The organism is Agriterribacter humi (assembly GCF_009192765.1).
GTDB lineage: Bacteria > Bacteroidota > Bacteroidia > Chitinophagales > Chitinophagaceae > Agriterribacter > Agriterribacter humi.
Map to the genome: position 1 here is coordinate 217,098 of NZ_VOHQ01000008.1, position 23,040 is coordinate 240,137.

Below are 23,040 nucleotides of genomic sequence, written 5' to 3' on the forward strand. Positions count from 1 at the left end.
GAAATTTGGCTTAAGTTTTTAAGTTCAGAATGACATCCTTAATTATTAAAATAAGCGTTAAACATATTCCTTTGTTTAATATACTATCAATTGCGCTTACCTTTGTCTGCCAGCAGGTTCACAGGTGTATTTTTACAATTTTAAGCATGACACTTCAATGACAAAAAAACTGAGTCAGCATATTTTTGATAAGCAACAGGTTTTAGAAGATGTTCCTCCCAATGAAACCATTGCACAGTGGGCGTCAGGACTTATTTGCTTATTATACCCCGAATTGTCTGCCTGCAATTATAATACTGCGGAAGATATTGATAAAGAATTTAAACGATTAGAAACGGCACTGACCCATATGCTGAATGCAACAAAAGCCTGCTGCGATTGCAATAATGAGTTAATATCCAACCAGTTTTTTAAAGGTGCACCTGAGCTGTACCGCGTGCTAAATACGGATGTAGAAGCAATTTTAAATGGAGATCCGGCGGCAAAAAGTGAATTTGAAGTGATCAGGGCTTACCCGGGTTTTTATGCTTTGTGTTTCTACCGTATTGCACATTTGCTGTTAACGCTCGATGTACCCCTATTGCCCAGGATACTCACGGAATATGCACATTCAAAAACGGGTATTGATATACATCCGGGCGCAGAGATCGGGGAATATTTTTATGTTGATCATGGTACCGGGATAGTAATTGGAGAAACAGCAATTATTGGTAATTATGTGAAATTATACCAGGGCGTTACCCTGGGAGCTTTAAGTGTGGATAAGAGCATGGCTTCCATGAAACGTCATCCAACCGTAGAGGATAATGTTATTATTTATTCCAACGCAACGGTATTGGGTGGCGATACCGTTATCGGTCATAATAGTATTATTGGTGGCAACGTATGGCTTACGCACAGTGTTCCCGCCGGATCATTTGTATACCACAACTCTGAAATAATAATAGAAGAAAGAAAGATCAAAAATAATGTATAATGACAAGCGTAGCAGATTTAATAGGCAATACCCCCCTTGTTGAACTCCAGAAATTAAATGTCAATAGCAGTGTAAAAATATTAGCCAAGCTCGAAGGCAATAACCCCGGTGGAAGCGTAAAGGACCGTCCGGCATTTAACATGATCAAAAGCGCGCTCGACAGGGGGGACATAAATAAACACACAAAGCTAATAGAAGCAACAAGCGGAAATACCGGCATAGCTATGGCATTTACCGCTAACCTGTTTGGAATGGAAGTTGAGCTGGCGATGCCCTCTAACTCTACGCGGGAAAGGGTTTTGACTATGGAAGCATATGGTGCAAAAGTTACTTTGCTCGAAAGTATAGAAGCGTGCAGGGATTATGCCGAGGAAAAGGCTGCCAAAGGAGATTATTATCTGCTTAACCAGTTTGCCAATACTGATAATGTAATGGCTCACTATAAAACAACCGGCCCGGAAATATGGAATGATACAAAAGGCACTGTTACTCATTTTGTAAGTTCCATGGGAACCACGGGAACGATCATGGGATGCTCGCGGTATTTAAAAGAAAAAAATCCTGCAATACAAATAATCGGCTGTCAGCCTACCGAAGAGTCGTCTATTCCCGGTATCCGGAGATGGTCAAAAGAGTACCTGCCTAAAATTTTTGAACCGCAAAGGGTAGATCGGATTATGGATGTTTCTCAATCCGAAGCAGTAGATGTTACCCGGCAGCTCGCTAAAGCAGAGGGCATATTCGCCGGTATGAGTAGCGGCGGAGCCGCTTCGGCTGCACTAAAATTGAGCAAAGAAATTTCCTCCGGCGTTATCGTTTTTATTGTTTGCGACCGGGGCGACAGGTATCTGAGCAGTGATCTGTTCGGGTAACCATCACAGGGATCTAATTTCATGGCTTACCTGCAATTGCTCCAGCGCTTCTTTTAAGCGGCTACAATGGGTATCTGTAATAAAAACCTGCCCCTTATTTTCCACGCATACTTTAACAAGCAGGTTTTTCATACGTGCTTCATCTAATTTTTCAAATACGTCATCCAGTAGTAAAAGCGGGGGAAATCCTTTATGTTTCAGCAGCACTTCAAACTCTGCGAGCTTTAATGCAAACAACAGGCTTTTTCTTTGCCCCTGCGAAGCGGTTGTTTTAAACGGGTAATTTTCCAGGCCCAACTCAAGATCATCGCGGTGCACTCCCTGACTTGTGCGTTGAAGCGCTATATCCTTGGTTCTGTTTTTTATTAATAATGCTTTAAAGTCTGCTGATTCTAAATGACTTTTGTAGGTTATTGTTAATTTTTCTTTATATTCTGCAATCGAATGATACAATTCCAGAACAACAGGTATAAATGTTTCGAGGAATGCCTTGCGACTCCTGTAAATGAAATTACCGGCAACTACAAGCTGGGCAGAAATAACCTCCATAAGGCTTTCATCCATATTTCCTGATTCTGCTAATTGCTTCAGTAAACTGTTCCGCTGCTGCAATAATTTATTATAGTCAATCAGGGTTTGCAGGTAAGCAGCGTCCAACTGTGAAATGGTATAGTCTATGAACTTCCTCCGCTCTTCACTTGCCTGCGTAATAATCGCCACATCGTCGGGCGCAATCATTACGCATGGAAATTTACCAATATGAACAGCAAATCTTGTATAATTTTCATTGTCCACGCCAAATTCTTTCTTACCGTTTTCGCGCAGCACGCATATTATATTATGACTTTTGCCATCTACGGTAACCTGCCCGTTGAGCCGGAAGCCCAATTTTCCCTGTTGTGTATTTTGTATATCCGTTTTTCCAAAATAGCTTTTGGTAAAGCACATATAATAAATTGCATCCAGCAGATTGGTCTTTCCACTGCCGTTTTTACCGCAAAAGCCGGTTACATTTTGAGAAAAGGTAAAAGTGGCCTGCCCGTAATTCCGGAATTGTGCTAATGATATGTTCTCCAGTTTAAACAAGGCGCAAATCTATATTGAATCCTGAAAATAAAGCTGAAAATAAGAATTTTGATGAGATCAGTCTTAGAATTTGAAATTCAGAATTTGAGATTTAACACATATATTTGCCGCTCAATTTTGCAACGTGAGCGCTACAACAAAAGAAACTGTAAAATTTACAAAGGAAACCTACCTGTATTGGTATGAATTGATGCTTTTGCTGCGCCGGTTTGAAGAAAAAGCCGGGCAATTGTATGGAATGCAAAAGATCCGTGGTTTTTGTCATTTATACATCGGGCAGGAAGCGTTAGCGGCAGGTTGTATGACAGCTACCAAACCCGAAGACCCTTTTATTACAGCCTATCGTGATCACGGATTGGCTATCGCAAAAGGAGTAAGTGCCAAATCGTGCATGGCCGAATTATTCGGCAAAGCTACAGGATGTTCAAAAGGAAAAGGCGGCAGCATGCACTTCTTTGGAATGAAGGAACGATTTTTTGGGGGGCATGGCATTGTAGGCGCACAAATAGGAACAGGAGCAGGGTTGGCTTTTGCTGAACAATACAAGGGTACCGATAATGTATCTCTTACTTTTTTTGGAGACGGAGCCGCACGCCAGGGCATATTGCACGAAACCTTTAACCTGGCTATGATATGGAAACTGCCTGTGGTTTTTATTTGTGAGAACAACAACTATGCAATGGGTACCTCAGTGCAAAGAACTTCCAATGTAATGGATATTTACAAGCTGGCTGATGCATATGATATGCCCGGTGATACGGTAGACGGAATGAGCCCCGAAGCTGTGCATGAAGCTGTTGGACGTGCTGTAAAGAGAGCCAGGGAAGGCGGTGGGCCAACATTACTTGAAATAAAAACCTACAGGTATAAAGGCCACTCCATGAGTGACCCTGCAAAATACCGTACTAAGGAGGAAGTAGAGGAATACAAACAGCGCGATCCTATTGAATACACAAAAAGTAAATTGATCAAAGCTTTCAACGTTACGGAAGAGGAGATTGAAGTTATTAATGAAAGAGTGAAAAAAGAAGTGGACGAATCAGTAAAATTTGCTGAAGAAAGCCCTTGGCCGGATGATGATGAGTTATTAAAAGACATTTACATACAAAAAGACTATCCATTTATAATGGACTAAACAAGTCAAAATTACAATTCTAAAAGAATACTGAATTATAAAATGAGCGCAATAAAAAAACATGAAGCGGTTAAGCACGAAGACAGGCTGTTAAACGCACAGGATTTTTGGGAAAGAAATAATAAGAGCATCCTTATTCTCTTAAGTGCTGTTATAGTGCTGGTAGGTGGTTATTTTGCATATAAATATTGGTTTAAACTTCCTGAAGAAAAAAAGGCAGTTGAAGCTATTGCCAAAGCCCAGGAATATTTTGCCAGCGACTCACTGCAATTGGCATTGAACGGCGATGGAAGAAATGCGGGTTTTTTAAAAGTGATCAGCAAATACGGAGGAACGCCCTCTGGTAATCTTGCAAAATTATATGCAGGTGAAACTTACCTGCAATTGGGAGATTATAATAATGCATTAAAATATCTGAAAGATTTTGATGCTAACGGTTCTGTGCAAACACAGGCTTTGGTATACGGACTTATGGGAGATGCTTATTCGGAATTAAAAAAGAATACCGAAGCGCTGGAGAACTATAAAAAAGCAAGCACTACTTTTGAACAAAACCAGGCATTGTCATCGGAATACTTGTTCAGGGCAGCCAGCCTGTACGAAGTAATGGGAAAAAATAAAGAGGCAATTGAGCTTTTCCGCCAGTTAAAAGATAAATATCCCAGAACGGAAAGAGGCTTTACGGCCGAAAAGTATCTTGGAAAATTAGGAGCAACCGAATAATTGGAGATTCGAAATTTGAGATTTGAGATGGGTTCAGATTTCAGTTGTCAGCTGTTAAGTGAATAACTATTAACGATAGGACGAATACTTGAATAGTGAGTGGTTAGGGGTGAGTTTCGGATTGAAATTTGAATTTTATCCGCCACGGCGGACAGGTCTGGTTCTTGTTATTTGTTCTTTGGGTTTTTGTATTCCTTCGAATTTCGGGTTCCCGGCTTCGGATTTGTTTTTGTGATTTGTTTTTTGGTTCTTATTATTTACTTTGATAATGGCTGAAATAACCAACAGTAATTTATATGTTTTAGATACAGGCATTCTACCAAAGGGTGCCTGTGTTGTTATTGTGCGCACCGAGTGGAATGCATCTGTTGTAGACAAGCTGGAAGAGGGGTGCAAAAGTATTTTAAACCAGCACCAGGTAGCTTACCGGGTAGTTACCGTTCCCGGCGCTTTTGAAGTGCCTTACGGAATAATAAGTTACTGGAAGGCACACCTGCAGGCAAAAAATCGTCCAGATGCATTTATTGCGTTGGCCTGCGTGGTAAGAGGCGGCACACCGCATTTCGATTATGTATGCAAAGGAATTACGGATGGTATTGTTCAGCTTAATCTTACTTTACCCGTTCCTTCTGTTTTTGGCGTGCTTACTGTAGACACGGATGAGCAGGCACAGGAAAGATCCGGCGGCAGGCATGGTCATAAAGGAGAGGAGGCTGCTGTTACTGCATTAAAAATGATAGCATTGAAGGCATCATTTGATAAGAACCTTTAAACTGATGATACAGGAGGAATAATGGCAATATGGATGTTCAATTATTTATACCCTGTTTTGTAGACCAGTTGTATCCGCAAACAGCTTTTAATATGATAAAAGTGCTGGAGAAGCTGGGTTGTAATATTCAGTACAATACCAGTCAAACCTGTTGCGGACAGCCGGCATTTAATGCTGGTTTTTGGGATGATGCACGCGATGTTTGCAATAAATTTATTACAGATTTTTCAGGCGCTGATTATATTGTTTCACCAAGTGCATCCTGCACAGGGTTTGTAAAAAATTACTATCCCCGTTTATTTGATAATTCTTCCCTTCATAACGAAGTAAAAGACACTGGCAAAAGGATGTTTGAATTCAGTGCATTTCTTACCGAAATACTCAAAGTTGAGGATTTGGGCGCAGCATTGCATGGAAAAGCTACTTATCATGATTCATGCGCCGCCCTGCGTGAATTGCATATTAAATCGGGCCCGCGCCGCTTGCTGGATCATGTAAAAGGCCTGGAACTGGTAGAAATGAACGATGTGGAAACCTGTTGTGGATTTGGCGGCACTTTTGCTGTTAAATTTGAAACAATCTCTGTTGCGATGGGTGATCAGAAAGTTGTAAATGCCAAAAATACCGGCGCTGATTTTATTATATCAACCGACCTGAGCTGCCTGATGCACATTGACGGAGTCATTAAAAGCAAGGGATTATCGCTTCAAACCATGCACATTGCCGATGTACTGGCCAGTGGATGGTAAGGGTAAGAGTTACAGGTTACAGGGTGCAGGGCTTTCGGGATTTGAAATTTAATTTTATTTGTTTTTTGCGATTTGGTTCTTGGCGTTTCCTTCGGATTTCGAATTTTAGATTTCGAACTTTGTATTTTTATTTGTTTCTTGCTATTTTGAATTTATAATTTATATTACCGTTATGGCATACTGGCTTGTAAAATCTGAACCTTTTAAATACAGTTGGGAACAGCTTGTAAAAGATAAGCAGACCTTCTGGGACGGTGTACGCAATTATGCTGCACGCAATAACCTTAAAGCGATGAAGAAAGGGGATGAAGTTTTATTTTATCATAGTAACGAGGGGTTGGAAATTGTAGGGATAGCCAAAGTAGCAAAGGAGCATTATCCCGACCCTACGGCTGATGATGATACATGGGTGGTAGTGGACTTAAAGCCGTATAGAAAACTAAAATTGCCTGTTGGACTTATTCAAATCAAGGCCGACAAGCGTTTGGCCGACATGGCATTGGTAAAACTGGGCCGCCTTTCGGTGCAACCCGTTACAGAAAAAGAATGGAAAATCATCATGGAAATGGCAGGTGAGCAATAAGTTTTAGAAATCAGGGTTCACTCCGGTATAATTTAAAGGAGTGATGGACTTCAGTTCCTTTTTGAGCGATGAAGAAATCTTAAGCTTATCAATAAAACGGTGCATGGTTTTTTGATTGATATCTTCTGCGCCCCTGGTAAGATGTTTTAATGCTTCATAAGGATTGGGGTAGTTTTCGCGCCTCAAAATGGTTTGTATGGCTTCGGCTACTACTGCCCAGTTCTGCTCCAGGTCCTGCTTTATTTTAGCTTCATTTAACAGCAATTTCCCCATTCCTTTATCAAAAGATTTTAATGCAAGTATAGTATGTGCAAAGGGAACGCCTATATTTCTCAGTACTGTTGAATCGGTAAGATCGCGTTGCAGGCGGGATATGGGCAATTTTGACGAGAGGTGTTCCAGTAGTGCATTTGCCATTCCAAGATTTCCTTCTGCATTCTCAAAATCAATAGGGTTTACTTTATGAGGCATGGCGGAAGACCCTACTTCTCCTTTTTTTACCTTCTGTTTAAAATATTCTAGAGAAATATAGGTCCATATATCACGGCAAAAATCAATCAAAATGTTATTGATGCGTTTTATGCCATCAAAATGAGCAGCTATATTATCGTAATGCTCAATCTGCGTGGTAAATTGCTGGCGTTGCAGACCCAGCGATTTACTGCAAAAATCATTGGCAAATTTTATCCAGTCTGTTCTGGGATAAGCCACATTATGTGCGTTAAAATTACCGGTAGCGCCTCCAAACTTGCAGGAGTAAGGTATGGATTGCAGCAATTGCAATTGCTGGCTTAACCGTTCGGCAAATACCATAAACTCCTTACCTAAGCGGGTAGGCGAAGCGGGCTGTCCATGTGTGCGGGCCAGCATGGGTATATTTTTCCAGGTTGCGGCTGTTTTTTTTATTTGCAGCATAAGCGTGGCTATTGCAGGATAATACTCATTTTCTAAGGATTCTTTCCACAGCAGCGGAATAGCGGTATTGTTTACATCCTGCGATGTAAGCCCAAAATGTATCCACTCTTTAAAGCGCCCGAGCTTCAATGCATCCAGCTCCTGCTTAAGGTAATACTCCACTGCTTTTACATCGTGATTGGTTATTTTTTCTATATTCTTTATTTCCGTTGCTTTGTCGGTGCTGAAATGAAGGTATATTTCTCTCAATAATTTAACCTGGGCAGGCTTTAGTGCAAAAAATTTCTTTTCGCTTAAAGCAATAAAATATTCTATTTCAATAAGAACACGGTAGCGGATTAATGCGAATTCAGAAAAATACTGGTCTAAATGATGAACCTGGTTTCTGTATCTGCCATCCACAGGTGAAATTGCAGTAAGCGCTGATAAATCCATTCTCTGTAATATTTGAAGAAATAATAAAACGGGATTGCCCTACATTTGCGGGCAAACCTACATGAAAAAGTTGAGTTTTTTTTATCGGAGCTGAATGGATTGTGTATATGGGATTTTTAATTGAAAAACGAACATGAGAAATAAAATAAGCGTTGGAATAATTGATTATCTGAATGTAAAACCTTTTTTATACGGTATTAAACATTCCTCTGTTATCAATGATATAAAGCTCGTAGAAACTTTTCCTTCAAAACTCGCACAAATGCTTCTAACCGGCGAAGTGGACCTGGGAATAGTGCCGGTAGCAATTATTCCGGAAATGAAGGAGTATTACATGGTTTCGGATTATTGTATCGGATGCAATGGACCGGTGGCTACGGTTTGTTTGTTCAGTGAAGTTCCCATAAATCGCGTTGAAACGGTTTTGCTCGACTACCAGTCTAAAACATCTGTGGCGCTGGCAAAGATCCTGTTGGAAAAATACTGGAAAATTTCGCCGGTATTCGAAGATGTTAAAGAAGAGGAATTCCGCCACAGGATAACAAGCACAACCGCAGGAGTAGTGATAGGCGACAGGGCATTTGAACAAAGAAAAAAATCAACTTATATCTATGATCTTGGCGAGGCCTGGAAAGACTTTACCGGGCTGCCTTTTGTATTTGCTGCATGGATATCCAATAAACCCCTGCCGGATGGATTTATCCATGCTTTTAATGAGGCCAATGCTTTTGGTTTAATGCATATTGACGAAGTAGTGCAGGAAAATCCCTATAAATTATTTGATTTAAAGCAGTACTATAAGTATAACGTCAGTTATGTATTTGATGACAACAAGAAAGCGGGGTTAGACGCATTTCTGCTCCTGTTAAAGAAGGCGAAACCCCAGGTAATTTAGAATGAGGAATACTTACGGCACATCCTCCTCATCAACCGGTTTCGGTGGGTAACCATTATATCTTTTTATGAATCTTTCAACTTTTTTAGGAAGATCAGATTACCGAACTTATTTTTGAATAATTTCACTCAAATATGGAATGGTTAACTAACCCCGAAGCATGGATTTCGCTGCTAACGCTTACTGTGCTGGAAATTGTGCTGGGCATTGATAATATTGTTTTTATTTCTATCATTTCCGGGAAGCTTCCCCAACATCAGCAAAAAAAAGCCAGGAGAGTAGGATTGGCCCTTGCCATGATTACAAGAGTATTGTTACTGCTTTCCATTAGCTGGGTAATGACCTTAACTTCTCCTCTTTTTAGTATAGGCGAATGGTTTGGTATGGAGGAAGGCGCTTTATTCGAAAAATTAAAAATATCAGGCAGGGATATTATACTTATTGTGGGGGGATTGTTCCTGATATACAAAAGCACAACTGAAATTCATGACAAAGTAGAGGGTCATGGAGGGGAAGTGGTTAAAACCCCGAAGATCATCTCTTTCAGCAGGGTTATCATAGAAATAATATTATTAGATGTTGTTTTTTCACTTGATTCTGTAATTACTGCTGTAGGCATGGCAGATCATATAGAAATAATGGTAGCGGCTGTGGTTATTGCGGTATTGATCATGCTCGTTTCGGCCGAAAGCATCAGCAACTTTGTAAACCATCATCCAACGGTAAAAATGCTGGCACTGTCCTTTCTGTTGCTGATAGGTATTTCATTAATAGCTGAAGGGCTTGACCAGCACATCCCTAAAGGATATATTTATTTCGCAATGGCATTCTCGGTTTTTGTAGAAGTGCTCAACCTCAGGGTAGCAAAAAAGCAGAAACAAATATAATTTTGCATTTAACCTGTTCCCATTTACCTTTGCGCTTCTTTTAAACAGTACGGCAAAATCCGTGCGACCTTAAAACATTGATAATCATGAAACAAGGTATCCATCCGCAAAATTACAGGTTTGTAGTTTTCAAAGACATGAGCAACGGGTATACATTCCTTACCCGTTCAACAGCTGGTTCAAAAGAAACCATTAAATGGGAAGACGGAAATGAATATCCGCTGATCAAACTCGAAATTTCTAATACTTCGCATCCTTTCTTTACAGGACAAAAGGTATTGGTTGACACAGCAGGACGTATTGATAAATTCAAAAAGAAATACGCGAAAAAATAATTTCTTCGTCCAAACGAATGATGATCCCTCCGCTTTGCCGGGGGGATTTTTTGTTCTTCACAGTAGCACCACATTGAACGAACAAACATTTTGCGCTTTGGACCTGCTGCTGTATTTCTTTCACATAGCCTTGCTATCTTAGCATCCTGAAATCCCAATCAAATTTGAGATTTCAGATATTACAAAGGAAATTTGAATCCATTCTTCCGGCATGCCGATCATATTATTTGACACATCGCAGAGAAACCTCTTATATCCATTTACATATATCCGCGCCATAGCCGATATACGGGTGGGCATTCTTACAATCAGGGAAAGATGGGAAAAGCTTACAAAGCAAAAAGTATATATCCTTACGGAACCCTACCTGCAGACGGTATATGCAAGCCTGCCGGGCGGGGAAAATATATTAGTAAATGCCTCTGTTATTGCGGATGAAAATTTGACAGCCCTTATCATGAATTTGCAGTTGAATGAAGCTATCGTTAAGGATGGAGAGGTCATTGCGGGAGTTTCGGCCGGTAAGGAAGAATGGAATATGGGCACTATTATTCCTGAAAAATTCAGGAAATGCATTTCATATGATCTTCCTTTAAAAAAATTGATATCCCCCTGGCATATTTTTCAGCTAAATGATGAATTGATCCGAAGCGACTTTACATTGATCACTGCAAACAGGTTACAGCAGTTTGTTACTAACATGAATGGTTGGACTGCACCGGAAAATATTTTTATTGAAGATGGGGCGGTAATATCGCACTGCTTCATTAATGCATCGGAAGGACCTGTTTACCTGGGAAAGAATACCATTATTATGGAGGGCTGTATGATTCGCGGACCTTTTGCAACAGGGGAGGGAAGTGTATTAAAAATGGGAACCAGGATATATGGTGCTACTACCATTGGCCCTTATTGTACGGCCGGGGGCGAAATTAAAAACGCTGTGATGATGGGTTATAGCAATAAAGCGCATGATGGTTACCTGGGTGACGCTGTAATAGGGGAATGGTGTAACCTGGGCGCAGGCACATCCAATTCCAATGTAAGAAATGATGCTTCTGTTGTTTATATAAATAAGGGACAAAAAAATAGTGTAGCCGTTGGATTAAAATGTGGATTATTAATGGGTGATTATAGCCGCAGTGCTGTTAATACTTCGTTTAATACCGGTACTTTTGCAGGAATAGCCTCTAATATATTTGGACAGGGATTTGCTCCAAAGCACCTCCCCAATTTTACCTGGGGTTATACGCAGCGATATATTTTTGATAAAGCAATTGAACATATTGCCAACTGGAAAAAACTGAAACAGCATGATTTAACATCGGCCGACATACAAATTCTGGAACATCTTTATAAACAAACCATATAATGAGACAACAAATAGCCGCAGCCAACTGGAAAATGAACCTGACGTTTGATCAGGCTGAAAATTTATTAGATGAAATATTAAAAGTGCCACACGATTTACAGGCACATCAAAAAGTAGTTTTTGCCATTCCTTTTCCCTACCTGCAATTTGCCCAAAATAAAATATCGGAAATACGGAACTTTTTTACTGCTGCGCAAAACTGTTATACACAGAGCAGGGGTGCATATACCGGTGAAACATCGGCCGAAATGCTGCAATCCATAGGTGTGGGATATGTTGTATTGGGCCACTCGGAAAGGCGCGAATATTTTGGAGAATCCAATGCCATGCTCGAGGAAAAAGTAGCTATGGCTTTAACTTATAGTTTAACGCCCATCTTCTGTTGCGGGGAGCCGTTACAAATCAGGGAATCGGGCGCGCAAAACGGATATGTAGAAAAACAATTGAAGGAAAGTCTTTTTAACCTGCACGAAGAGCAGATTCAAAAAGTTGTGATTGCCTACGAGCCTATATGGGCAATAGGCACCGGCAAAACGGCTACTGCGGCACAAGCCCAGGAAATGCATGCGCATCTTCGCAAAGTGCTTGCGGGGAAGTATGGCGATATTATTGCAGGTGAAATTCCGATCTTATATGGAGGCAGTGTAAAAGGCAATAATGCAAAAGAGATATTCTCTCAACCCGATGTAGATGGTGGCCTGGTAGGCGGTGCTTCATTAATTGCTGCCGATTTCACGCAGATTATTGATGCCCTGAAGTAAGAGCATCGCTCAATCTTCGGCTAACAAATTATTAAGAGCTCCTGTGAAGTTTTCCGCTCTAAAATAGTTACAGGCAATTCTTATTTTGCGGCTTGCTTCCATTAAAGTGCTTTTGTTGGACAAGATAGAAGTAAAAATGGCAAGCAGGTCGTTTTCATTTTCATATTCCCAGTTGCAGCCGGCAAACTGTGGTGGCAATTGCAGCCCTTTGGGAATAATTGCAGGCTTTCCAAAATAGATCTGATCCGTTATAAAGCCAGGGGAGTGGGTTACAGCATTTATTTCTTCTACTCCCCGCATTCCGTTAGTGTGTAAAATTACAGGCGCCCATACAATATCCGCCTGCTGATAAAGTGTTTCATATTCTTGTTGTTCTAAAATATGCATAAAAGCGCTTACCCTGAAAAAATCGTGATCAGTAAGTTTGTGCAATGCTTCCGTTATATCCTTTCCAAAAGAAGAATCTGCACTGCCCGCAAGAATAATATGAAGGGGAGTATAGGTTAAAAGATCCTTTATATGTATTTTAAAAAAGTCAACTACCATTTTATAATTTCTTCGTTTGGCCTCCACTGTGCCTGGAATGATAATGGTAAAAACGTTTTTTGAAAAAATAAATTGATCCGTTGGCTTATTGAAGTTACCGGGAATAAAACATACTTGTTTTGATGGAAAAGCCTGTTTAAATGTATTTACCATTGCCGGCGCAAGTACCCTGTAATGCTGAATGCTATTGTGCAAGATCTTCTTTGCCATCGTTTCAGAAACATCCCGGATATTTCTGAATAAAACACTTTTATAGTCATTAATGGAATGTACCGTCATGCTTAACTGCAGATGGCGGAGTTTACGCAAATGCCAGGCAAACAACAGCTTATTGTGCTCTAATGTTCCAATATGCAGGTGGGTATATGAAGACTGGAAAATATGACGGAAAAATTGATGTATAAAGGCCCTGTTGGATTCCTTACCCTGTACAACCCAGTTTATTCTTAAGGACAAATGTAAGGGTTTAATAATGCATTGGAGTTGTTTGCAGGAATGTTCAGTAATAAAAACAGTTACTTCTGAAAAGTAAGTACTGCTTAATACAAGCAACGCCGAAAGGTTTTCAAAATGTGTTGTTTCGTATATGACGAGTTTCTTTTGCAAAGCGTTGGGATGTAAGTTGAAGACAGCTAATGAGGGAATAATATTTACTCAAACAGCTCCAGCCTCGTTTTAGGACGACGTGCTTCTTCCCATTTAAAATTTCTGAATCTTTGTCTTTCTTCAGGCACCGCGTTTACGGGATAGAAGCCGCCTTTTACCTGGTATAACCAGGTAATTTTATCCAATTCCTTTTTTATGAAATAAAGATTGATTAAATCCGCCTGCGCGTAATTGGCTCCGGTATAAGCGCTGTCATTATCCTGTAAATAATACAGGCTTTCGGCACTTCCTTTGGCTACAATATGATCAATGTCGCCATCTTTAAAAAAACCGTTAATGGTATTTCCCTTTAGCTGGTTATAAAAACTATCATTGCTCTTACTGATGCTGAAAGCATTTTCAAGCACTTCTATATGGTCCGGCTTTTTGTTTTTGGTATACAGGTAAATGGTATCTCCTGTTATCTGGCTTTCTTTTGCCCAAACAATCGGGTTGGTATACAAACGAAAAATAGAATCTCTTCCCGAAAAGAACATACTATCGCAAACCGCCTGCATCGAATCGGAAAATATGCGTACATGATGAAATGCCTGGAAAAAACGCACACTGTCTATCCTGTCAATATCGTGCACTTGTATTCCTTTAACCGTATCCTTGTCTGCCGGTACTATTGCATGTGTGGCCAAGCTATCATCGCCATTCTGTAGCAGGTTCTTGGCCAGCAGCGTGTCTCCTTCTGCATGCTGTTGAAGAACAGTATCCTTTTGGGGAAGGGTTAAGGCATTTATTGTAATATTTTCAGGTACAGGCTTCTTTGATATAGCAGTATCGGCGTAAGGCAGTGTTGTAGTGTCTTTTGGCAGCGGTTTGCGCCGGTTCAATAACATAGCCTTCTTCGTATCCTCAGTTTTTTTTGGCTTTCTTAATACTTTCATTGCTGTATCCTTCACAACTTCTTCTTTCACCGTGCTGTCGTATTGTGGAAAGCCGGTTGTTTGTGAATTAATATCTGAAGAATCAGCAGGTAAGTTGCTGGCTTTTTTATTAATTGTTGTGCTGGTATCTTTGATATATAAGGTATCCAATTTAATACCCGAATACAGTGTATCGCCTGTTATAAATAACGAATCATTATCCTGCTTAATAATCATAACGGGTTTTACAGTGGCAAGAACCGTTTTACTATCACGGTTAAAATGACTCTTTTCTGACACAAGTGTTACGCCCTGTGCGGTATCAATATATACAACACTTCCCTCAGCAAAGCCTTCCCCTGTTGTTTTATCGAAACTAATATTATTGGCGGTAATATATTGAGTGCTGTCTTCAATTACAGGGCGCTTGCCAAAATTAGCAAACCCCTTATTCATATCATAATAGCCATCGGATGTTCTTATAATAGATTTGCCATCGTTAATAGTGGTAGGAGAAACAAAAGTGGCAATTTGTGTGGCCGCATTATACAAAAGGGTGTCGGTGGCCATCGTATATTCAGGATCAATAAGACTCACATTTCTTCTGAAATAAGCATCTTTAGTGTCCGCATAATAATAACCTTCCTTACTGGTAAGGGTGGAGGTGGAGGTTACAATTTTACCGCCTTCAAGGTAGGTTCCTGTTTTGGTATTAAGATCGTATTCCAGCGTTTCTGTAGTAAGCGTTGCCTTTCCATCGCTTAGTTTTACATTTTTTTTCAGATGGGCGATCCTGGTATTGCCGTAGTAAATGAGGTATTGTGAGTATACATTTACGCTATCCGCGTCATTGATATGAATATTGCCAAATACTTCAATTATATTTTTTTGCTTGTTCATTACAATGCTATCACCGTTAAAAAAAGTATTTTCCTGGCGCAGCATGGCATTGCCCACCAGTATCTGCAATTCAGCGCTGTCTTTCTTTTCAAATTTTAAAATATCAGAGCGGATGAGATGCACTTCTCTTGTGCTGTCTTTAGGTAGTGCGGAAGGATTGGAAGGGTTAGTCACAGTTGGTTTTTGCTGTGCCCATGCCAAATGGATGATCAGCAAAAAAAATACGGATAATACAATCCTCTTTCGTGTATTCATCTCCGTTTTTTATCTTTATCTGGAACTTTGGTCAGCGAATCAGACAGGGGAACCATTAATGGATCTGATTTATCTCTTTTACCAAATAATAATCCACCGGTATACCTGCGCGGATGTATCCTGAAATCCTGCAGCAAAACATTGAGACTATTGGCAGTTGAATTAAGATTATTATATAATTTTTTGTCATTCATCAGCAATCCCAAAGTACCATCATTGTTGTTTACTTTATTTAAGGTAGTGCTAAGTTCAGTTACTGCTGCATCTAATTTTGTTAAAGTCTGCTGGAGTTCCAGGTTGGCGAACTTGCTTGTGGTAGCATTGAGATTTGCAAAAATTTGTGTAATGGTATCATTATTCTTTTTAAGGTTACCGGTAAACGAACTGGCATTGGATAAAGTTTGAGCCAATGCGCCGGTTTGCGTGTTCAGCAAACTGTTCAGGTGCGCGGTAGACACTGCCAGATTAGCAAAAATAGATTGAAAATTATTTTGGGTGCGGGGATCAAAAACATTCCCGATCAATTTTAATACGGAATCAAGCGTTTGCAGGGATGCATTTATCTTTACCATTGCCGGATCAAGACTGCCTTTAACCTGGTCGAGCAAACCCAGGGTAGCGTTTGTTGCCAGCGTATCTCCGTTCTTTATAAAAGAGGCAGCATCCCCCAGATCTATCTCTAATGTAGTATTGCCCAATAAACTGCCTGAAATGCGCGCAACAGAATTTTTGGGAATATTGATGCGCTTGCTGAGATTTAAAGTAACCAGGATACCACTTAGATTTTTATCTGTTTCCTGCATTTTATATACTTTACCTACCTGTAGTCCATTAATCATTACAGAATTGGAAACAGATAATCCTTCTACTGTTTGAAAGATAGTATATACTTTAAAGCTTTTTTCAAAAATGGGTTTCCCTTTTAAAAAGTTGAACCCCAGTATAAGTAATGTAATAGCAATCGCTGTTAAAGCACCTACCTTGGTTTCGTTAGAAATTTTCATTCCTTAATTTTTTGTACGGGAAAAAGATTTGTATTGAATAACGCATTACCTCTTGCAATGAACTATGCCAGCTTTAATTGTAAAAAGCAAAATTGTTTTCAAATCGCAATTTACCAAACAAAAAGCATTAGGATGAACGATTGCACCTTTTACTTATTATTCAAAATCAATAGTTTCGTGGCAAAAATAGGATATTCATGCAAAGCAATAGCATATCGCTTACGAAAGCTTAACGATTTTGATCACTTGCAGACTTTGAACTGGTTGAGGAAAGAGATTGTTTATCTTTATTGGCTTCGGCATTTGATATATCGGCTGCACTTCTTAAATTATCCAATACATTTTTAAAGTTCACTATGGCCTTTACAATAGCATTTGCTGTTTCATTCTGCCCTTTTTCACTGTTCAGGTAATCTTCCTCTTCTTTGTTGGTGATAAAGCCCGTTTCTACCAGCACGGCAGGCATATTAGTGGCCTGCAATACCCATATTCCTTTTTCATTGCGTTGTAAAACACCGTCACTTTTACGGCCAGATTTTTCAAATTCATTTTCAATCATGGAAGCCAGCCGCACACTGTTCTTGAAATACTTTTGAACCCATAACCTGCTGGCAATTGCCCCTTCAGGTGTAGAAGGGTCGGGTATACCAGTGAGTTCTCCTTCAGATTCAAAGCGCTCGGACACGGCGTCTGCTTTATGCACATCCCTGTCTGCAGCCCAAACATATGTTCCGGTGCCATAGCGGGGATTAGGTGTAGTCCACCTTTTATATACAGGCTGTTTTTTAGTGTGCTTTTTTCTGTTTTTCCCCTTGCCGGTGTAGTAAGTGCGGGTTCTGTATCCCGTTACTTTTGAATGGCGGATGCCGGCAGCCGCGTTTACGTGTATGCAAATAAACAGATCTCCGTTATTTTCGTTGGCAAAAGCTGCTTTTTCCCTTACGGGCTGGGTAATATCGGTAGTACGGGTTTGGATTATTTTAGTGGCAGGCAATTCCTTCTCTAATAATGCCCCCACTTTTAAAGCGAGTTGTAGAGTTATTTCCGCTTCGGTTGAATAACTTCCCCTGGCGCCCTGGTCTGCACCGCCATGCCCTGCGTCTACAATAATAGTTTTTATGCGACTTTTGGTTTGCGAAGAACAAACCAGGGAAATAAAAAAAGAAAAAAGAATAAGGGGTACAGCAATAATTTTTTTCTTCATGCCCTTGTTAAAATTTAATGGGGTTTAGTAATTCTATTTTAATCTTCACGTTTTCTTACCGCTAATATGGCTATTTTTGTTGCCTTGTGTATGTATGAAAAATAAATGTCGCAAATTTAAGCGAAATTACATATTTACCTTCACCTTACTGCTGCTTACTATTGCAATAACGTATAATGGAAGGGCAAAAAACCTTGATCCATCTGCTTTTGGCAATTATTTAACAGGCTTTGCAGACACCATTCCCCGTGCAAGAGATACCGTTCCTTATCCTGCTGTTGATACCATTATTCAAAAAAACGATACTGATTCCTTACTTTCCGATTCTGTCAAAAGTGTTAAGATAGATAGTTTTAGCGTAAAAATATCCAAAGATTCCATTGATGCGCCGGTTGAATACGAAGCAAAAGATTCGATGGTATTGGATGTTACTGCTCAAAAATTATATCTCTATGGTGAAACGGATGTAAAATATAAGGACGTCAACCTTAAGGCGCCTGAAATTGTTTTTAACCAGCAAACCAATATGGTGAAGGCCAGAATGAAATTAGATACAGCGGGTAAAGTATTGGGCCAGGCCACTTTGGTTCAGGCAGATATTACCACGGTAAGCGACAGCCTGGAGTTTAATTTCAAAACACAAAAAGGACTTACCCATAGCAGTTATTTTCAGCAAAGTGAGTTGTATAATTATGCCCAGGTGGTAAAAAAAGTTGACGCGCAAACCATTTATGCTTTTAAAGGCCGTTTCACTACCTGTAATTTAGATACACCACATTTTGCTTTCCGTGCCAGGAAAATAAAATACATCAGCAAAAAAATGGCGGTTACCGGCCCAGTGGGCGTGGAGTTTGAAAACGTACCGGTGTTGCCTGTTATATTACCTTTTGGGATGTTCCCCATGCAGCAGGGACGGCATTCCGGTTTCCTTCCTCCGCAATTTACAGTAACGGAAAGCTTTGGACTGGGATTGGAAGGGCTGGGCTATTATAAAGTGATCAATGACAACTTTGACGTCACCACACGAGCGGACATTTATTCGTACGGAAGCTGGCGCCTGAATCTATCCCCTACTTACCGGGTGCGTTACAAGTACAACGGGTCGCTTAATTTCAGCTATCAAAACACGCATCTCGGATTTAAAGGAGATGCGGATTATGCAAAAAACAAAAGCTTCTTTTTAACCTGGAGCCATCGTATGGATAGTAAGGCAAGGCCGGGTGTAAATTTTTCGGCAAGTGTAAACGCAGGATCAAGCTCATATACTAAATATTTGCCAACCAATGACATTATTGATCAAAGCAACGGGGCAGGAGGTGTGTATAGTCAACCACAAAGCTTTGCCAACCAGTTAAGTTCCTCCATTTCCTACCAGAAATCGTGGATAGGAAGGCCCTATAACCTTTCCGTTAATTTAAATCATAACCAGAACAACAACACCAGCGTAGTTAACCTTAATCTTCCGGACATCAATTTTAATGTAAATACCATATATCCTTTACAGCCCCAGGATATGGTGGGTTCCGGAAAATGGTATCATAAACTGGGCATTGGGTATACAGGCAGTGCACGCGGGCAAACTTCATTTGTAGATACTACGTTCACCTTTAAACAAATGATAGATACTTTTCAATGGGGGGCGCAGCATAATATACCCATCTCACTGGCTTTGCCACAGGTTGGATCAATACAAATTTCTCCGGGCTTCAGTTACCAGGAAAGGTGGTATTCGCAGAAGCTGTTCAGAACATGGAATGATCAAACAAAAAAAGTAGACAGTTCCGTAAGCAAAGGTTTTTATAGCGCCCGTGATATTTCCATGTCGGTATCTTTCAGCACTGCTATGTTTGGTACATTGAATATGAAAGATAAAAATGCCAAAGTACAGGCCATACGGCATGTTATGCGCCCGCAAATGAGCATTGGCTATAAACCAGACCTGTCGAAAGCTTATTATGTAAACACCCAATCGGATACAAGCGGGCGAAGAAGAATGATGTCGCAATACGATGGCGGGGTGTATGGTTCTTTTGGTTATGGCGAATCGGGAAGTATTGGATTTGGTATAGATAATTTTTTAGAGGCTAAAGTACGGGACAAGCCGGACAGTACGAGTGAAGAAGAAGGTGATGGACTTAAAAAGGTAAAGCTGATTGATGGATTTGGTATCACCGGAAGCTATAATCTCCTGGCAGATTCATTTAAACTTTCCACATTTAACCTGTATGCACGCAGCACCCTGTTTGATAAAATTAATATTACAGCCAGTGCCAATATTGATCCTTACTTAATAGACAGTACAGGTTTCAGGATAAATAAATATGCCTGGCAGGATAATAAAATTTCTCTGGGACGTGTTACCAATGGCAGCCTTTCGGTATCTACCAGTTTTAAAAGTAAGGAAAAGGATAAAGATAAAAAGGAAGAGAATGACCAGATGCAGTATGATAACTATGATAATCTGACAGCAGATGAAATAGAACAGCAGATGGATTATGTTCGCAGGAATCCATCGGAATTTGTGGATTTTAATATTCCCTGGTCAATCAACCTTTCTTATTCACTAAGTTTTAGTAAGGTGCTCAGGCGCGACTATACCGGGTTTGATACCCAATTCTCTTCCAGCGCACAATTTAACGGTGATTTTAGTTTAACAGAAAAATGGAAAGTAGGAGCCAACGGCTACTTCGATTTTAAAACTTTAAAGATCCCGTCTTTTTCCATGTTCATTTCCCGCGAAATGCACTGCTGGCAGATGTCTATCAACGTTACCCCTTTTGGTCCCTGGCGCTCATTCAATATTTCCATTTATCCAAAGTCGGGCATGCTGCGTGATCTGAAAATAAACCGAACCCGCACTTTCAGGAATAATTAGCAGCATTGAGCTTGCAATAATCATACATTATAGTGAATACCTTTTCTTTTAAGGTTGTTACCGTATCGCCGGATTGTACTATCACCGGCAACAGAAAATGCATATGCATTGTTGCCGGCCACAGGTAAAACGGCTTGCTGCTTCCCGGCAATACTTTTTTTGTATTGAACAATAAAGTAGGTATAATGGGTTTCCCGGTATCTATTGCCAGTTTAAAAGCGCCATCGTGAAAAGATTTTAAAGGTTCGTTGGTTTTGTTTCGGGTTCCCTCCGGATATATGCACATGTGCAAACCTTCTTCCAGCACGGCTTTCATTTTACTGAAACTTTCTTTGCGGCTGCGTTCACTTTTACGGTCAACCAATACGGAGCCTCTTGAATAAATCAATCCGAACAAAGGTATTTTCGCCAACTCCGCTTTCGCAATGGTTTTATTTGGCCCCGGAATTTGTGGCGTGGTAACAGGTATATCCATGTAAGAGTTATGATTGCTCACTACAATATAGTTTTGCCCTTTTGCAAAATGTTCTTTGCCCTTTACAATAATCCTGCAGCCGATCATGAAAAGAAAAACCCCCATCCATGCTTTTGATATCCTGCGAAATATTTCAGTACCCCCTGGTTCCTTTATATAATTGGTAAGCCATATAGGTATAACGGCGATAAGCAAAGTGATGGTAAATATAATAGCTCCCCAGAAAGCCCATATACGCCCTAATATGTTTTTGATAACAGTCATATTGAAGTTCGAAGTTTATAATCCCAAATCCGAAGATGTGGTCGGTACCTGGCGAAAAGAAGGTCTGATCACATTGGAGCACAAAGTACCAAAAGACAAATGACAAGAAACAAATAAAGTTCAAATATTAAATTCCGAAGCCGGATCCCGCACGTGCGGGACGAAATTCGATATAAAAGCATCAAGAACCAAATAGCAAGAACCAAATTATATATAGATGGTTCGTTCCTCAACATGACAAGCAAAATCCGAAGCTGTAACCTGTAACCTGTTTCAAATCATCCAATCTTCCAGTCAACCGGATCTTTTCCCTGCGTCTGCAACAGACTGTTGGTCTTTGAAAAATGTCTGCAATTAAAAAAGCCTTTATCGGCAGAAAATGGAGAAGGATGGGCGGCTTTCAATACATGATGTTTGGTTTCATCAATCAGGGTCTGCTTTTCCTGGGCAAATTTTCCCCACAATAAAAAAACGATTCCGGTTTTAAGTTCCGATACTTTTTGTATAACGGCATCTGTAAATACAGCCCATCCTATTTTGGAATGGCTGAAAGGTTCATTTGCTCTTACCGTAAGCGCGGCGTTTAATAATAATACGCCCTGTTGAGCCCAGTGTGTAAGATTTCCTTTGCGCAGAGACATTTGAATCCCGATATCGGATTGTATTTCTTTAAAAATATTGATAAGTGAAGGGGGAGGAGCAACACCATCCTGAACGGAAAAGCACAGACCATGAGCCTGTCCCGGGCCATGATAAGGATCTTGTCCCAGCAGTACCACTTTTACCTTATCGAACGGGGTTTGTTCAAATGCATTAAAAATCAGGGGTCCCGGAGGATATATTGTTTTGCCCGCCATTTTTTCCATTTTTAAAAAATGAACGATCTGTTCAAAATAAGGCTTGGTAAATTCGTCTCTCAATACCGCTTTCCAGCTTGATTCTATTTTTACATCCATGATCTGTGAATTCAGTTTGGGTGCAAACTAAAAAAAATTATCTTTGCCAACTTAAAAAGGTCCGGTAGCATTAGTCTTTCCGGTATTGGCAAAGAATATATTAAACAGTATTGGTCCGGTAGCTCAGTTGGATACCTGCCTGCCGGCAGGCAGGGAGCATTAGCCTTCTAAGCTGAGGGTCATTGATTCGAATCCAATTTTGAGTGAGTAAATAGCGCAAATGTTCTTTGTATATGTAATAAGAAGCAGAAAAGATGGGCGTTTTTACGTAGGGCTCAGTGGGGATGTTGAAAAAAGATTGAAAGAGCACAACGCAAAAAAAACAAAATCAACTAAAGGGTATGTCCCCTGGGAATTTTGCTTTTTTGAATCGTTTGATACAAGATTAGAAGCCCGGAAAAGAGAAATCTATCTCAAATCCGGTATTGGCAAAGAATATATTAAACAGTATTGGTCCGGTAGCTCAGTTGGATACCTGCCTGCCGGCAGGCAGGGAGCATTAGCCTTCTAAGCTGAGGGTCATTGATTCGAATCCAATTTTGAGT

22 protein-coding genes are annotated in these 23,040 nt (G+C 40.2%); 14 read left to right on the forward strand and 8 right to left on the reverse strand.

Annotated features, from left to right (window positions below; genetic code table 11):
• Positions 1-157: 157 nt before the first annotated feature.
• Together epsC and cysM are read left to right on the forward strand one after the other, a co-directional pair.
• Positions 158-976, forward strand: a complete 819-nt coding sequence (epsC, locus tag FRX45_RS15010; protein ID WP_152269259.1) for a serine O-acetyltransferase EpsC — start codon at positions 158-160, stop codon at positions 974-976.
• Positions 976-1,848, forward strand: coding sequence for a cysteine synthase CysM (gene cysM / locus FRX45_RS15015; RefSeq protein ID WP_152269260.1), 873 nt, complete (start codon positions 976-978; stop codon positions 1,846-1,848). The genes epsC and cysM overlap by 1 nt, the downstream gene beginning before the upstream one ends.
• Positions 1,849-1,851: 3 nt before the next feature.
• Here cysM and recF read toward each other — a convergent pair whose 3' ends face one another.
• A complete protein-coding gene (recF, locus tag FRX45_RS15020; protein WP_152269261.1) occupies positions 1,852-2,934 on the reverse strand; it encodes a DNA replication/repair protein RecF in 1,083 nt (360 codons plus the stop codon).
• A gap of 190 nt (positions 2,935-3,124) precedes the next feature.
• Here recF and pdhA point away from each other — a divergent pair, with 190 nt between their 5' ends.
• From pdhA to FRX45_RS15045, 5 genes are all read left to right on the forward strand, one after another.
• Positions 3,125-4,069, forward strand: coding sequence for a pyruvate dehydrogenase (acetyl-transferring) E1 component subunit alpha (gene pdhA, locus FRX45_RS15025; RefSeq protein WP_152269289.1), 945 nt, complete (start codon positions 3,125-3,127; stop codon positions 4,067-4,069).
• Between the two features lie 42 nt (positions 4,070-4,111).
• The gene (locus tag FRX45_RS15030) at positions 4,112-4,792 is read left to right on the forward strand and encodes a tetratricopeptide repeat protein (protein WP_152269262.1); all 681 of its coding nucleotides are present in this window, start codon (positions 4,112-4,114) and stop codon (positions 4,790-4,792) included.
• A 268-nt stretch (positions 4,793-5,060) separates the two neighbouring features.
• Positions 5,061-5,564, forward strand: a complete 504-nt coding sequence (gene ribH / locus FRX45_RS15035; RefSeq protein WP_152269263.1) for a 6,7-dimethyl-8-ribityllumazine synthase — start codon at positions 5,061-5,063, stop codon at positions 5,562-5,564.
• 29 nt (positions 5,565-5,593) lie between these two features.
• Entirely contained in the window at positions 5,594-6,313 is a 720-nt protein-coding gene (locus tag FRX45_RS15040) for a (Fe-S)-binding protein (protein ID WP_152269264.1), read from the forward strand.
• A gap of 172 nt (positions 6,314-6,485) precedes the next feature.
• Complete coding sequence (locus tag FRX45_RS15045) at positions 6,486-6,896, forward strand: EVE domain-containing protein (protein WP_152269265.1); 411 nt, start codon at positions 6,486-6,488, stop codon at positions 6,894-6,896.
• A gap of 3 nt (positions 6,897-6,899) precedes the next feature.
• On the opposite strand, the gene purB is transcribed toward FRX45_RS15045, so the two are convergent.
• Positions 6,900-8,246 (reverse strand): adenylosuccinate lyase, encoded by a 1,347-nt coding sequence (gene purB / locus FRX45_RS15050; RefSeq protein WP_152269266.1) that lies wholly within the window; start codon positions 8,244-8,246, stop codon positions 6,900-6,902.
• 133 nt (positions 8,247-8,379) lie between these two features.
• Between purB and FRX45_RS15055 the strand changes: the two genes are divergently transcribed.
• The 5 genes from FRX45_RS15055 to tpiA all read left to right on the forward strand — a co-directional run bounded on the left by FRX45_RS15055 (position 8,380) and on the right by tpiA (position 12,496).
• A complete protein-coding gene (locus tag FRX45_RS15055; protein WP_152269267.1) occupies positions 8,380-9,141 on the forward strand; it encodes a menaquinone biosynthetic enzyme MqnA/MqnD family protein in 762 nt (253 codons plus the stop codon).
• Positions 9,142-9,275: 134 nt separating this feature from the next.
• Positions 9,276-10,028, forward strand: coding sequence for a TerC family protein (locus tag FRX45_RS15060; RefSeq protein ID WP_152269268.1), 753 nt, complete (start codon positions 9,276-9,278; stop codon positions 10,026-10,028).
• Positions 10,029-10,114: 86 nt separating this feature from the next.
• Complete coding sequence (locus tag FRX45_RS15065) at positions 10,115-10,363, forward strand: type B 50S ribosomal protein L31 (RefSeq protein ID WP_152269269.1); 249 nt, start codon at positions 10,115-10,117, stop codon at positions 10,361-10,363.
• A 211-nt stretch (positions 10,364-10,574) separates the two neighbouring features.
• Positions 10,575-11,735 (forward strand): putative sugar nucleotidyl transferase, encoded by a 1,161-nt coding sequence (locus tag FRX45_RS15070; RefSeq protein ID WP_152269270.1) that lies wholly within the window; start codon positions 10,575-10,577, stop codon positions 11,733-11,735.
• Complete coding sequence (tpiA, locus tag FRX45_RS15075) at positions 11,735-12,496, forward strand: triose-phosphate isomerase (RefSeq protein WP_152269271.1); 762 nt, start codon at positions 11,735-11,737, stop codon at positions 12,494-12,496. Before FRX45_RS15070 ends, tpiA begins: the two co-directional genes overlap by 1 nt.
• Before the next feature lie 9 nt (positions 12,497-12,505).
• Here tpiA and FRX45_RS15080 read toward each other — a convergent pair whose 3' ends face one another.
• The 4 genes from FRX45_RS15080 to FRX45_RS15095 form a co-directional block, all read right to left on the reverse strand.
• Positions 12,506-13,648, reverse strand: a complete 1,143-nt coding sequence (locus FRX45_RS15080) for a glycosyltransferase (protein ID WP_152269272.1) — start codon at positions 13,646-13,648, stop codon at positions 12,506-12,508.
• Positions 13,649-13,692: 44 nt separating this feature from the next.
• Positions 13,693-15,717: an OstA-like protein gene (locus tag FRX45_RS15085; RefSeq protein ID WP_152269273.1), complete on the reverse strand. Its 2,025-nt coding sequence runs from the start codon at positions 15,715-15,717 to the stop codon at positions 13,693-13,695.
• Entirely contained in the window at positions 15,714-16,721 is a 1,008-nt protein-coding gene (locus tag FRX45_RS15090) for an MlaD family protein (protein ID WP_152269274.1), read from the reverse strand. The genes FRX45_RS15085 and FRX45_RS15090 overlap by 4 nt, the downstream gene beginning before the upstream one ends.
• A 229-nt stretch (positions 16,722-16,950) precedes the next feature.
• Positions 16,951-17,925: an N-acetylmuramoyl-L-alanine amidase family protein gene (locus tag FRX45_RS15095; RefSeq protein ID WP_152269275.1), complete on the reverse strand. Its 975-nt coding sequence runs from the start codon at positions 17,923-17,925 to the stop codon at positions 16,951-16,953.
• Positions 17,926-18,019: 94 nt separating this feature from the next.
• Here FRX45_RS15095 and FRX45_RS15100 point away from each other — a divergent pair, with 94 nt between their 5' ends.
• Positions 18,020-20,800, forward strand: coding sequence for a putative LPS assembly protein LptD (locus FRX45_RS15100; RefSeq protein WP_152269276.1), 2,781 nt, complete (start codon positions 18,020-18,022; stop codon positions 20,798-20,800).
• On the opposite strand, the gene FRX45_RS15105 is transcribed toward FRX45_RS15100, so the two are convergent.
• Both FRX45_RS15105 and ung read right to left on the reverse strand, forming a co-directional pair.
• A complete protein-coding gene (locus FRX45_RS15105; RefSeq protein WP_152269277.1) occupies positions 20,787-21,539 on the reverse strand; it encodes a lysophospholipid acyltransferase family protein in 753 nt (250 codons plus the stop codon). The genes FRX45_RS15100 and FRX45_RS15105 overlap by 14 nt on opposite strands.
• A gap of 278 nt (positions 21,540-21,817) precedes the next feature.
• Positions 21,818-22,495 (reverse strand): uracil-DNA glycosylase, encoded by a 678-nt coding sequence (gene ung / locus FRX45_RS15110; RefSeq protein WP_152269278.1) that lies wholly within the window; start codon positions 22,493-22,495, stop codon positions 21,818-21,820.
• 220 nt (positions 22,496-22,715) lie between these two features.
• On the opposite strand from ung, the gene FRX45_RS15115 reads away from it, so the two are divergent.
• The gene (locus FRX45_RS15115) at positions 22,716-23,006 is read left to right on the forward strand and encodes a GIY-YIG nuclease family protein (protein ID WP_152269279.1); all 291 of its coding nucleotides are present in this window, start codon (positions 22,716-22,718) and stop codon (positions 23,004-23,006) included.
• Positions 23,007-23,040: the final 34 nt, after the last annotated feature.